Annotated in this window: 11 protein-coding genes; 7 read left to right on the forward strand and 4 right to left on the reverse strand. The window is 70.9% G+C overall.

Annotated elements, in window-relative coordinates:
• The first annotated feature begins 138 nt into the window (after positions 1-138).
• Positions 139-1,005 carry a hypothetical protein gene (locus QE399_RS07200; protein WP_309827538.1) on the forward strand — a complete coding sequence of 289 codons (867 nt, stop codon included), beginning with the start codon at positions 139-141 and terminating at the stop codon, positions 1,003-1,005.
• Positions 1,002-3,332 carry an ATP-dependent DNA helicase gene (locus tag QE399_RS07205; protein ID WP_309827541.1) on the forward strand — a complete coding sequence of 777 codons (2,331 nt, stop codon included), beginning with the start codon at positions 1,002-1,004 and terminating at the stop codon, positions 3,330-3,332. Before QE399_RS07200 ends, QE399_RS07205 begins: the two co-directional genes overlap by 4 nt.
• A gap of 95 nt (positions 3,333-3,427) precedes the next feature.
• Here QE399_RS07205 and QE399_RS07210 read toward each other — a convergent pair whose 3' ends face one another.
• The 3 genes from QE399_RS07210 to QE399_RS07220 all read right to left on the reverse strand — a co-directional run bounded on the left by QE399_RS07210 (position 3,428) and on the right by QE399_RS07220 (position 6,450).
• A complete protein-coding gene (locus tag QE399_RS07210; RefSeq protein ID WP_309831958.1) occupies positions 3,428-4,141 on the reverse strand; it encodes an anaerobic ribonucleoside-triphosphate reductase activating protein in 714 nt (237 codons plus the stop codon).
• Positions 4,125-4,337, reverse strand: a complete 213-nt coding sequence (gene nrdD, locus QE399_RS07215) for an anaerobic ribonucleoside-triphosphate reductase (protein ID WP_309827542.1) — start codon at positions 4,335-4,337, stop codon at positions 4,125-4,127. Before nrdD ends, QE399_RS07210 begins: the two co-directional genes overlap by 17 nt.
• A 94-nt stretch (positions 4,338-4,431) precedes the next feature.
• The gene (locus tag QE399_RS07220) at positions 4,432-6,450 is read right to left on the reverse strand and encodes a ribonucleoside triphosphate reductase (RefSeq protein ID WP_309827546.1); all 2,019 of its coding nucleotides are present in this window, start codon (positions 6,448-6,450) and stop codon (positions 4,432-4,434) included.
• A 237-nt stretch (positions 6,451-6,687) separates the two neighbouring features.
• Here QE399_RS07220 and QE399_RS07225 point away from each other — a divergent pair, with 237 nt between their 5' ends.
• Together QE399_RS07225 and QE399_RS07230 are read left to right on the forward strand one after the other, a co-directional pair.
• Complete coding sequence (locus tag QE399_RS07225; protein WP_309827547.1) at positions 6,688-7,257, forward strand: TetR/AcrR family transcriptional regulator; 570 nt, start codon at positions 6,688-6,690, stop codon at positions 7,255-7,257.
• 56 nt (positions 7,258-7,313) lie between these two features.
• On the forward strand, positions 7,314-7,895 hold the full coding sequence (locus QE399_RS07230; RefSeq protein WP_309827548.1) for a cytochrome b: 582 nt from the start codon (positions 7,314-7,316) through the stop codon (positions 7,893-7,895).
• Between the two features lie 115 nt (positions 7,896-8,010).
• Here QE399_RS07230 and QE399_RS07235 read toward each other — a convergent pair whose 3' ends face one another.
• Positions 8,011-8,436, reverse strand: coding sequence for a hemerythrin domain-containing protein (locus QE399_RS07235; RefSeq protein WP_309827550.1), 426 nt, complete (start codon positions 8,434-8,436; stop codon positions 8,011-8,013).
• A gap of 164 nt (positions 8,437-8,600) precedes the next feature.
• On the opposite strand from QE399_RS07235, the gene norR reads away from it, so the two are divergent.
• The 3 genes from norR (at position 8,601) to QE399_RS07250 (ending at position 12,129) form a co-directional block, all read left to right on the forward strand.
• Entirely contained in the window at positions 8,601-10,151 is a 1,551-nt protein-coding gene (gene norR / locus QE399_RS07240) for a nitric oxide reductase transcriptional regulator NorR (RefSeq protein WP_309827556.1), read from the forward strand.
• 200 nt (positions 10,152-10,351) lie between these two features.
• On the forward strand, positions 10,352-10,753 hold the full coding sequence (locus QE399_RS07245) for a hypothetical protein (protein WP_309827558.1): 402 nt from the start codon (positions 10,352-10,354) through the stop codon (positions 10,751-10,753).
• A 308-nt stretch (positions 10,754-11,061) separates the two neighbouring features.
• Positions 11,062-12,129: a hypothetical protein gene (locus QE399_RS07250; protein WP_309827559.1), complete on the forward strand. Its 1,068-nt coding sequence runs from the start codon at positions 11,062-11,064 to the stop codon at positions 12,127-12,129.
• Positions 12,130-12,209 lie beyond the last annotated feature (80 nt).

Consider the following 12,209-nt stretch of genomic DNA (forward strand, 5'->3'; position numbering starts at 1 on the left):
GACGAAGGAGCGGCAACGAAAACGGCCACCGTACCGCGCCGCTGCAATCCCGTGCGTAGCGCCGGGGCAGGCATCGCTGTCGGACAGGGCGCACAGTAAGCTGGCACTGTTTTTATAATCAGTGCTTTGACCTCCTCCATGACGACCTTCCAAACCAGCCGCCTGCACCGCACCCGCCTTCTGCAGGTGTGGCGGTCGGCTGGCTGGCCGTGCCGGGACGGGCTGGAGATCGACCTGCTCGCTGCCGGCCTGCTGGCATTGCAGACGGATGCGCAGGGGCACGAGGTGCTGCGTCTGACCGATGCCGGCATCCGTGAACTGGCCGAGGCACGCCAGCGCGGCACGCGCGCCCTCAGCATGCACGACCGCCTCGCGCAGCGCTTTGCCCAGCACCTGCTGGCGGCGGGGCGCATCGTGTGGCATGAGCTGTCGCTGCGCGCGGCCATCGAAGGCGAGGCGCCGGGGCCGGCGATCGCGCCCCCGCCGGCCGTGGCGCCCCGTTCGGCGCCCGGCCTGGCGCTGTGGGGCGACGACGAAGGCTTGCCCACGCCCCAGGCCCGCGCCGCGGCCCAGGTGTGGCGCATGGCGCGGCCCGATCTGTTCTCGGTGCGCAACACCACGGTGCCGGCCTACCTGCAGCCCATGGTGCACGAGGTCAAGGCCAGCCGTGCGGATCTGCTGTCCGACCTGCGCCACGCCGCCAAGCGCCAGGCCTACCAGTGGCTGTGCGAGGAGTGCTACTACGTCTTCCCCGCCGGCGTGGCGGAGGTGGAGGAGATTCCCAACCCCTTCGGCGTATGGGTGCTGCACGGCCCCGTGGACACGGGCCGGTTCGAGCTGCTGCGCCCCGCCCGCCATGCCGGCTGCCGCCTGCCCTTCGCGGTGTGGATGGCGCTGTGCAAGGCCACGCCCCTGCGGCCGGACAGCGACCCGTGCCAGGTACAGCTGGGCGATGCCGGCCTGGGCGAGCCGCCGCAGCCCCCAGAACCCGGGGAGGCGGTGTGAGCTATACCGTGGCGGTGCGCGAGCTGTGTGCCTTCACCGCCAAGCAGGGTGATCTGGACCTGCGCTTCACGCCGGCACCCACGGCGCTGGAGGGCATCGCCGGCCACGCCGTCGCCGCCAGCCGCCGCGGCGCCGGCTACGAGGCCGACGTGGCGCTGGAGGGCGTCTACCAGGACCTGCGCGTGCGCGGCCGGGCCGATGGGTTCGACCCCGCCGCGGGCCGGGTGGACGAGGTCAAGACCTTCAAAGGCCGGCTGGACCGCCAGCCCGCATCGCACCGCGCGCTGCACTGGGCGCAGGCGCGGGTGTACGGCTGGCTGCTGTGCGAGGCGCGGGGCCTGGCGCACATCGACGTGGCGCTGGTGTACTTCGACATCGGCAGCCAGCAGGAGACGGTCTTCACCGAGCGCTGCACGGCTGCGGCGCTGCGCGCGCATTTCGAGGCGCTGTGCGAGCGCTTCCGCGGCTGGGCCACGCAAGAGGCCGCCCACCGCGCCGCGCGCGACACGGCGCTGCGGCAGCTGCCCTTTCCGTTCGGCGATTTCCGCACGGGCCAGCGCCCGCTGGCCGAGGCGGTGTACCGCGCCACCGCCACGGGCCGCTGCCTGCTGGCCCAGGCGCCCACGGGTATCGGCAAGACGGTGGGCACGCTGTTCCCGGCGCTGCGCGCGCTGCCGGGCGCGGGCGTGGACCGGCTGTTCTTCCTGGTGGCTAAGACCTCGGGGCGGCAGCTGGCACTGGATGCGCTGGCACGGCTGGGGAGCGCAGCGCAGCCCGTGCCCGCCACGCCGGACGGACCGGCCGTCCCCTCGCCCTTGCCGCTGCGGGTCCTGGAGCTGGTGGCCCGCGACAAGGCCTGCGAGCACCCGCAGAACGCCTGCCATGGCGACTCGTGCCCGCTGGCGCGGGGCTTCTACGACCGCCTGCCCGCGGCGCGTGCCGAGGCGGTGGCGTTGCCGGCGCCCACCGGCGACGGCGTGCCGCCCCTGCTGCTGGACCAGGCCCGCGTGCGCGCCGCGGCGCTGGCGCACCAGGTCTGCCCCTACTACCTGGCCCAGGAGCTGGCGCGCTGGGCCGACGTGGTGGTGGGCGACTACAACTACTACTTCGACGGAGGCGGCCTGCTACACGGCCTGGCGCAGGCCAACCAGTGGCGCGTGGCGCTGCTGGTGGACGAGGCGCACAACCTGGTCGAGCGCGGCCGGCGCATGTATTCGGCCGAGCTGGCGCCGCACACGCTGCAGCAGGCGCGCCGGTCGCCCACCGCCGCCGCGCAGCCCCGTGTGAAGAAGGCGCTGGACCGCGTGCGGCGCGCCTGGGTGGCGCTCGACAAGGCGCAGACGGCCGATTACGCCGTGTTGGAGGCCTTTCCCGAGAAGCTGCTGCAGGCCCTGCAGCAGGCGGCCAGCACGCTCGGCGAGCACTTCGCCGACCATCCCGAACAGATGGACGGCGCGCTGCAGGCCTTCTATCTGGAGCTGCTGCAGCTGCTGCGCATGGCCGAGTTGCTGGACGCGCATTCCCTGGTGGACGTGAGCCGCCCCGCGCGCGCCGAGGCCGGCGGCTCGGTGGTTTGCGTGCGCAACCTGGTGCCGGCGCCGTTCCTCGCGCCCCGCTGGGCGGCGGCGCACGGCGGCACGCTGTTCTCGGCCACGCTCCAGCCCATGGACTACTACGCCGACCTGCTCGGCCTGCCGCAGGGCCACGTGCGGGTGGAGGTGGCGTCGCCCTTCCAGGCCGCGCAGCTGCAGGTGCGGGTGGCGCGGCACATCTCCACGCGCTACGCCCACCGTGCGGCATCGGCGCAGCCCATCGCCGACCTCATGGCGCAGCAGTTCGGCGTGCGGCCGGGCAACTACCTGGCTTTTTTCAGCAGCTACGACTACCTGCAGCAGGTGGCCGACGTGTTCGCGCAGCGGCACGCCGGCGTGCCGCACTGGTGCCAGTCGCGCCGCATGCAGGAGGCGGAGCAGCGCGCCTTCCTGCAGCGCTTCACCGAGGACGGGCAGGGCATCGGTTTCGCCGTGCTGGGCGGCGCTTTCGCCGAGGGCATCGACCTGCCGGGCCGCCGGCTGATCGGCGCGTTTCTGTCCACCCTGGGGCTGCCGCAGGTGAACCCGGTGAACGAGCAGATCCGCGGGCGCATGGAGCAGCTCTTCGGGGCGGGCTACGACTACACCTACCTCTACCCTGGCTTGCAGAAGGTGGTGCAGGCCGCGGGCCGGGTCATCCGCACGCCCGAGGACGAGGGCGTGGTGCACCTCATCGACGACCGCTTTGCGCGGGCGCAGGTGCGCCGGCTGCTGCCGGCCTGGTGGGCGGTATGAGGGCTGTGTGAGCGCGCACCGCGGGCCGTTGCCACCGCCGCCGCCGCCGCCGCCGCCGCAGCAGCAGCAGCAGCAGCAGCAGCAGCAGCGTGCCTTCAGGCGCTGCGCAGGGTGAAGCCCGCAAAGCGCTCGCTCAGCAGGGCGGCGTGGGCGCGGTCCAGGCCCGGCGTGGCCGCGTGGGGCCGCTGCGGGTCGCGGCAGGGCTGTAAGGCCCAGTGGGTCACGCCCGCGTCCGCCAGCCGGTGGGCCAGCCCGCGCAGCTCGTTCTCGCCGTACAGGCCGGGGTGCCAGGTGGTGCGGCATTCCAGCGCCACGCCGCTGGCCCGCACGCGCTGCAGCGTGTCCCAGGCCTTGGCGCCGCTGCCGGGCACGCCGGTGATCGCGTCGTAACGGTGCAGCGGGCCCTTGATGTCCAGGCCCACCCAGTCCAGCAGGCCCAGCACGTGGTCGATGCGCTCGGGGTACATGCCGGCCGTGTGCAGGCCGGTGGCAAAGCCCATGGCCCGCACGCGGGCCAGCGCATCGGGCAGGCCGGCCTGCAGCGTGGGCTCGCCGCCGGAGAACACCACGCCATCGAGCAGGCCCCGGCGGCTCTGCAGAAAGTGTTCCACATCCGCCCAGGTGTGGGCGGTGGGGCCGGCCGCGTCGAGCAGCTCCGTGTTGTGGCAGTAGGTGCAGCGCCATGGGCAGCCCTGGCAGAACACCACGGCCGCCAGCCGGCCCGGAAAGTCGATGGTGGTGAGCGGCGTCAGCCCACCGATGCGCAGCGCGTCGGCCGCCCGGGCCGCGGGTTCAGCAGTGGCTGGCAGGGCAGGCACGGCCAGGCTCGGCGAAGAAGCGGCGCTCGTGGTGTTCTCCCTGCTTGCCGGTGTTGAAGCTGGCCACGGGGCGGTGGTAGCCCATCACGCGGGTCCAGACCTCGCAGGGCTGGCGCTCGTCGTCGGTCAGTTGCACGTCGGAGGCCGCGGCGAGGGCGCCTTGTTCGGCAACGGAATACTGGCTCATGGAAGGTCCTTTCGGTGGTGGAGAAAATGCTTCGGTATTGATAGCTAGATGCGCTTGTCCATCAAGCGCTTGAGGCCGATTTGGCTTGAAATCCTCAGGCCGCCAGGCGTTGGCGCTTGGCCTGCAGGCGTTCTTCGTCGCAGGTGGGGCAGAACGGGTGTTCGCCCGCCAGGTAGCCGTGCGTGGGGCAGATCGAGAACGTGGGCGTCACCGTGATGTAGGGCAGGCGGAAGTTCGTCAGCGCGCGCTTGACCAGCTGGCCGCAGGCCTCGCCGCTGGAGATGCGTTCACCCATGTACAGGTGCAGCACCGTGCCGCCGGTGTACTTGGACTGGAGTTGCTCCTGGCGCGTGAGTGCCTCGAACGGGTCGCTGGTGTAGCCCACGGGCAGCTGCGACGAGTTGGTGTAGTACGGCTGCTCGGCCGTGCCGGCCTGCAGGATGGCGGGCCAGCGCTTCTTGTCTTCCTTGGCGAAGCGGTAGGTCGTGCCCTCGGCGGGCGTGGCCTCCAGGTTGTACAAGTGGCCGGTTGCTTCCTGGAAGTCCGTCATCCGCACGCGCACATGGTCCAGCAGCCGCACCGCGAAGGCGTGGCCCCACTCGCTGGTGATGTCATGCGCGTCGTGCGTGAAGTTGCGCACCATCTCGTTGATGCCGTTCACGCCCAGCGTGCTGAAGTGGTTGCGCAGCGTGCCCAGGTAGCGCTTGGTGTAGGGGAACAGGCCCTGGTCCATCAGGCGCTGGATCAGCTTGCGCTTGGTCTCCAGGCTCTGCTTGCCCAGCTCCATCAGCCGGTCCAGCGCATCGAACAGGCCGGCTTCATCGCCCGCATGCAGATGGCCCAGGCGCGCGCAGTTGATGGTGACCACGCCCAGGCTGCCCGTCTGCTCGGCGCTGCCGAACAGGCCGTTGCCGCGCTTGAGCAGCTCGCGCAGATCCAGCTGCAGCCGGCAGCACATCGAGCGCACCATGTTCGGCTCCAGCTCCGAATTGATGAAGTTCTGGAAGTAGGGCAGGCCATACTTGGCCGTCATGTCGAACAGCAGGCGCGCGTTCTCGCTCTCCCACGGGAAGTCCTTCGTGATGTTGTATGTGGGGATGGGGAAGGTGAACACGCGGCCCTTGGCGTCGCCCGTGGTCATCACGTCGATGTAGGCGCGGTTGATGAGGTCCATCTCGGCCTGCAGGTCGCCGTAGGCAAAGGGCATCTCCTGGCCGGCGATCATGGGCACCTGCTCGCGCAGGTCCTCGGGGCAGGTCCAGTCGAACGTGAGGTTGGTGAACGGCGTCTGCGTGCCCCAGCGCGAGGGCACGTTCAGGTTGTAGACCAGCTCCTGGATGCACTGGCGCACGGCGGCGTAGTCCATGGCATCCACGCGCACGAAGGGCGCCATGTAGGTGTCGAACGAAGAGAACGCCTGCGCGCCGGCCCACTCGTTCTGCAGCGTGCCCAGGAAGTTCACGATCTGCCCCACGGCCGAAGACATGTGCTTGGCAGGGCCCGCCTCCACCTTGCCGGGCACGCCGTTCAGGCCCTCGTGCAGCAGCGTGCGCAGCGACCAGCCGGCGCAGTAGCCGCTGAGCATGTCGAGGTCGTGGATGTGGATGTCGCCATTGCGGTGCGCCTCGCCGATCTCGGGCGTGTAGACGTGCGACAGCCAGTAGTTGGCCGTGACCTTGCCCGCCACGTTCAGGATCAGCCCGCCCAGCGAATAGCCCTGGTTGGCGTTGGCGTTCACGCGCCAGTCGGCCCGCGTGAGGTATTCGTTGATGGAGCTTTCCACATTCACCAGCGTCTGCCGGTCCGCGCGCAGCGTGGCGTGGCGCTCGCGGTAGGCGATGTAGGCGCGGGCCGTGGCCAGGTGGTTGGCGGCGATCAGCGTCTGCTCCACCACATCCTGGATCTGCTCGATGGTGGGGGCCTCGCCATGGAAACGGTGGATCAGCACCTTGGTGGCCTGCGCGGTCAGCAGCTGCGCCTCGTCGCCGTCGAACTCACCCGTCGCCGCGCCTGCGCGCTGCAGCGCGGAGCGGATCTTGCCGGCATCGAAAGCGGCGTGTTGGCCGCTGCGCTTGATGACGTCGCGGGGCAGGGAGACGAGGCTGGATGGCATGCAGGAACACTCCGGTCGGATGGCTTGAAAACACTACCTATGGTGTGCACCATACCTGCCGGACGCTATAGGTAGTTTGATGAAGCGCAAGGGCGGAGACCGCGATGCACCCGCACCCTGCGCCCCTTGGTTCCCCGCGATTCATTGACATACGAGATGTATGTGAATAGCATGCGCCCCACAATGACCCAGGCCCCAGCCCCCCCGCCCAAACGCCAGCGCCGCAGCCGCGCGGCCATGATCGAGTCCACCCGCGCACTGCTTGTCGCCACGGCGCGGCGTGCGTTCGCGGCGCAAGGCTATGCCCAGACCTCGATGGATGACCTCACCCGCGAGGCCGGGCTGACCCGCGGCGCGCTGTACCACCACTTCGGCGGGAAGCCCGGGCTGCTCGCCGCCGTCATCGGACAGATCGAGGCCGAGGTGGGCGCGCGGCTGGACGCCGTCTCCCGGGCGGCGCCCACGCCGTGGGAGGGCTTCTGCGGGCGCTGCCGCACCTACCTCGAACTGGCCCTGGAGCCGGAGATCCGCCGCGTGATCCTGCAGGACGCCCGCGCCGTCTTCGGGGACGTGCCCCAGCCGGCGCAATCGGTGGGCATCGCCGCGCTGGAGGCGGCCCTGCAGCAGCTGATCGCCGAAGGCTCCGTGGCGCCGCTGCATGCCGGCGCCATGGCGCGCATGTTGTACGGCGTGGTCACCGAGGCGTCGTTCTGGATCGCCGAGTCCGATGGTGATCCCGAGTCGCGGCTGGCCGATGCCCTGCAAGGCCTGGGGCGGCTGCTCGATGGTTTGCGGCCACGGGCCTGACCGCTCGCCTCCCCATTGCCCCGTTTTTGTCGTTTTCGCCTCTAGGAGTCCGGCCCATGCGATGGACCAACACCGCCACCCGCTACGGCGCCCTTGCCCAGTTTTTCCACTGGACGAGCGCCGCCGCCTTCATCGGCGCGTATGCCATCGTGTACTACGTCATCTGGTTCATGGACGACATGTCCGATGAGGCCCTGCCCGTGCTCAACATCCACTGGGCGCTGGGCCTGTTGGTCGGTGCGCTGGTGCTGCCGCGGCTGTGGTGCCGGTGGCTGGACGTCCCGCCGCAAGACCCGCCCGGGTCGGCCCTGGAGCACGCGCTGGCGCACACGGCGCACTGGGCGCTCTACGGCTTGCTCGTGGTGATGCCGCTCACGGGCTACCTCGGCACCGGCGCGCCGACGGACTTCGGGCTGTTCACCGTCACAGGCTTCAACGAGACGGCCCTCTTCGGCTGGATCGGCCGCACCGGGTCCGTGGGCTGGGAGGCGTTCGAGGCACCCATCGATGCCGTCCACCACTTCCTCGGCAAGTATGTCGCCTGGGTCGTCGTGGCCCTTCACGTGGCGGCAGCGCTGACGCACCACTGGGTGCGGCGTGACGATGTGCTGCTGCGCATGCTGCCGGGCCGGCGCTGAGCGAGGGCCAAAAAAAACCGGCCCAGCGGGCCGGTGAAAGGCAGAGGCCGGAGCCCGCCGATGGATGACTGATAGAAGGGAATACGAAAGAAGATGCGGCGCCAGGGCCCGGCCATCAGGCGGGAACGGCGTCCAACGCTTCGATGCGCGGATAGAAATCGCGGTTCTCGCGCTGCATGCGCTCGTGCACGCGGCGCAGCACGATGTTGGCGTCCCGGCGAAAGCCCGTGCCATCGGCCCGCACGCTCGCGGGCGTGTTCCAGCGCCGCGCGAAGGCGTCGTAGTCCTGCGCGATCGAGGCCATCTCCTGCTGGTACTGCTGACCCATGCGGGCCAGTGCAGCATCGCCCTCGTGCTGCAGCGCGGGGTACAGCGCGCGGTCTTCGGCGGCGAGATGCAGCTTGATGGTGCTGCTCATGGCGACGATCTGGCGCGCGATCTCGGTGGCGTGGTCTTCCACGCCCGCATGGGACAGGTGGCGCAGCGTGGCGATGCTCTGCAGGATGTCCACGTGCTGGTGCTTGAAGCGGTCGAGGTTCACGGTGTGCGTCCTTTCGGGGGTGTCGGGCCTTTGGAGAGGCTGCTTGATGCAACGCAAGCCGCAGGCCAACCCCGCGCCCTTACGAATCAAGCGCTTGCACGAGCTGATGGTGAAATCAACCGTTGTGAATGGGGTAATAATGACCTGAACGGGTTTAAAACACCATGCTGTCTGCCGCGCCCCTCCTCGCCGATCTGAATGCCGATATGCCACTGCCTGAGCGCATGCAGCATCTGGTCGACCATTTGCGCCATCTCTTCGGCTGCGGGGCGGTGGCCCTGCTCAAGCTGGAGGAAGACCATCTGCGGCCGCTGGCCGTGACCGGGCTGGTCGGCGACGCGCTGGGCCGGCGCTTCGCCGTGGGCCAGCATCCCCGGCTCGCAGCCATCCTGGGGCGGCGCCAGGTAACCTCGTTCGAGCACGACAGCACGCTGCCCGACCCCTACGACGGACTGCTCGACACCCGCATCGGCGAGCCCTTGCCTGTGCACGATTGCATGGGCGTGGGCCTGCAGGTCGACGGCGCCGTCTGGGGTGTGCTGACCCTCGACGCGCTGCAGACGGGCGCCTTCGATGCGGCCGCCCGCGAGCGCCTTGCCGAGTGCGCCCCGCTGGTGGAGGCGGCCATCCGCATGTCGCGGCTGGAACAGGAAGTGCGGGCGCTGCGTGCCGCGGCCGATGTCCCGGCGGGCCCGGGCGCAACGGATGCGCGGCCGCACGCTGCCGCCCCCCGCGAGGTCGAGATCGTCGGCCGCAGCGACGCCATCACCCGTCTGCTGCATGAATTGGGCGTGGTGGCCGCATCGGAGCTGCCGGTGCTCCTGCTGGGCGAGACGGGCGTGGGCAAGGAACTGTTCGCGCACCTGCTGCACCAGCGCTCCGGCCGGCGGGCGCGGCCGCTGGTGCATGTGAACTGCGCGGCGTTGCCGGAGTCCCTGGCCGAGAGCGAGCTGTTCGGCCACGTGCGAGGCGCCTTCTCCGGCGCCGTGGCGGACCGCGCCGGCCGCGTCGAGGCCGCAGACGGTGGAACCCTGTTCCTGGACGAGGTGGGCGAGCTGCCGCTGCCGGTGCAGGCCAAGCTGCTGCGCACCTTGCAGAACGGCGAGATCCAGCGCCTGGGTGCGGACCGCCCGCGCCGCGTCGATGTGCGCGTGGTGGCCGCCACCAACCGCCAGCTGCGCGAACAGGTGGCCAGCGGTGCCTTCCGGGCCGACCTGTACCACCGCCTGTCGGTCTACCCGGTGCCCATCCCACCGCTGCGCGAACGCGGCGACGACGTGCTGCTGCTGGCAGGCCGGTTCCTGGAGCTCAACCGCGCCCGCCTGGGCCTGCGCAGCCTGCGCCTGGCGCCGGATGCCCAGGCCGCACTGCGGCGCTATGCGTGGCCCGGCAATGTGCGCGAGCTGGAACACGTCATCAGCCGGGCCGCGCTCAAGCTGCTGGCGCGCGGGGTCGACCGCAACGCCATCGCCACCCTGGAGGCCGGCCTGCTGGACCTAGATGCGCTGGACACGCCAGCGTCCGCGGCCCTGCCCCGTGCGCCAGCGCCCGCTCCGGCGATGGCGCTGCGCGACGCGGTGGAGGCCTGCCAGCGCGAGGCGGTGGCGGCGGCCGTGGCGGAGCACCGCGGCAACTGGGCGCGTGCGGCGAAAGCGCTGGACATCGACGCCAGCAATTTGCACAAGCTGGCGCGGCGGCTCGGCCTCAAGCCCTAGGGCGTCTGCGCCCATCACCGCACCTTCTGCCTCTGCATCTGCCTTTGCCTCTGCGGACGCGCCGCTTGCACGTTGCCCGGCGACGACGTCCGCAGCGGGGGAGACGATCGCTCCTCTGACGACGAGGGCCGGCGCCTGCCTACGCTGGCGTCGCGCGGCCTCGGCGACAGTGCGCTCTCTTTCCTACCGTGGAGGTTTCTATGAAGAACAAAGTTGTCACCGCGCTGGTCGCATCCGGTTTCCTGCTCTGCGCGGGTGCCCAGGCCATGACCTCGGACCAGTACAAGGCGGCCAAGGCCAAGGTCGAAGCCGACTACAAGTCGCAGAAAGTCCAATGCGATGCACTGAAGGGCAACGCCAAGGATGTGTGCGAAGAAGAGGCCGAAGCGAAGGAAAAGCTGGCGAAGGCGGAACTGGACCAGCAGTACGAACCCAGCGCCTCCCATGCACGGAAGGTGGACGAGGTGCGCGCGGAAGGTATCTACGACGTGGCCAAGGAAAAGTGCGAATCCCTGTCGGGCGATGCCAAGAGCGCGTGCAACAAGCAGGCCGAAGCCGATCACGACATCGCCAAGGCCGACATCAAGGCCAAGAAGTACTGATCCGGTGGCAGCTCCCCGCGCCTGCCGCGGCGAGGGGGCTGCGCATCCTGCGCCGGTTCGCCACCGGCTGCCGGCGCAGACATTCATCGCGGCTGCCGCGGCGTCACGTCGGCCGCCCGCCGGGTAAAGCGGGTGATGGCGTCCGATCGGGATAACGGCAGACTCCGTAGTTCTGGTACTGCATTCCTGCTGCCCTGATCCGGCCATTGCTGGCCCGCAAAACCCGGCAGTGGCGGGCATGGTCGCCGCCGCGCGCACCCCGCCCGGCGCTTGACGCCCGGGCGCTCCGGGCTCCAAGATCGTCCTCCATGGCCGCCCCCATCGACCCACCCCGCACCCCGCTCCCACCGGTCGCCCGGATGCTGGCCGAGGCGGCACTGCAGCGGCAGAACATGCTGCTGGGCACCGAGCGGGCCGGGGGCGCTTCGGCGGCCAGCGCGTTCCCCGAAGTGCCCCTGCCACCGGGCACGCCGCTTCCCCTCCCCGCGCCTGCGCTGCGCCCGCCGCTGCCTGTGCCGGCGGACCGCGTCAGCCTGTCCGAGCAGGGCCGCGCCGGCCTGGCGGGCGATGCGGCCGGCGGGGGCGGTGGCGGCGCACGCAGCGGTCCGCCGGTGCTGGCACGGTTGCCGGGAGGCGCTCCAGGCCCCGGCGCTGCGGGTCAGGTGGCCGGCACCACGGCAGCGCTCTGGCCTGCGTCGGGCGTGCCGGCACCCCTGCGGCAGCTGTTGGGCGCCCTGGTGCAGCAGCTCACCCAGGCGGGCTCTCCGCAGCGCGTCGTGGCCGCACAACCGTGGCAGGCCGGCATGCAGGGGGTGATCGACGGGACCGACCCCGGCCAGACGCTGCCGGCGCTGCAGACCTGGCTGGTGGGCCACGGCGCGGTGCGCACGGCCGAAGGCGAGCGCGGCCTGTCGCTGGCACTGCTGGTGCCTGCGGCCTGGGCCAAGGCCCTGCCGCCCGACGGTGCCGCGCCCGGGGCGCAGGGGCCATCAGCTGCCGCGCCTTTGTCCGCACCGTTCGGGGGCCGGCCCCAGGCGCTGGCGTCGGGCCTGTTCGCGCTGGTGCTGCAGCCGCGGGACCCGGCGGGCGCCCGCACCAGCGCGTTGCTGGCGCTGGACATGGCGCCGTGGGTGGGCTCCGCTGCCGCGGCAGCCTACGGCCGCGATCTGGCGCAGCTGCGCAATGACCCCTGGCTGCACATGACCCTGCAGCAGGCCAGCGGCCAGTGGCGCGAGGACGAGGAAGCGGCCCTGCGGCGCGGCGGCTCCGAACCCTGCCATACCGTCGGCTGCCCCTACGCTGGCCGCGCGCCTTGCGAGCAGCCCTTCTGCATGGCCTTGCGCACCCAGCCCTCGCAGGGGGCATCGGCCTCTTGAAGGCAACCCTGCGCGTGCCGCGCGATGCCGTGCGCGGTCGGGCCGGGCTGGCGCAGAATCGACCGGGGACGCACCCGCTT

Source organism: Paracidovorax wautersii, assembly GCF_031453675.1.
In the GTDB taxonomy this organism is placed as follows: Bacteria; Pseudomonadota; Gammaproteobacteria; order Burkholderiales; family Burkholderiaceae_C; genus Paracidovorax.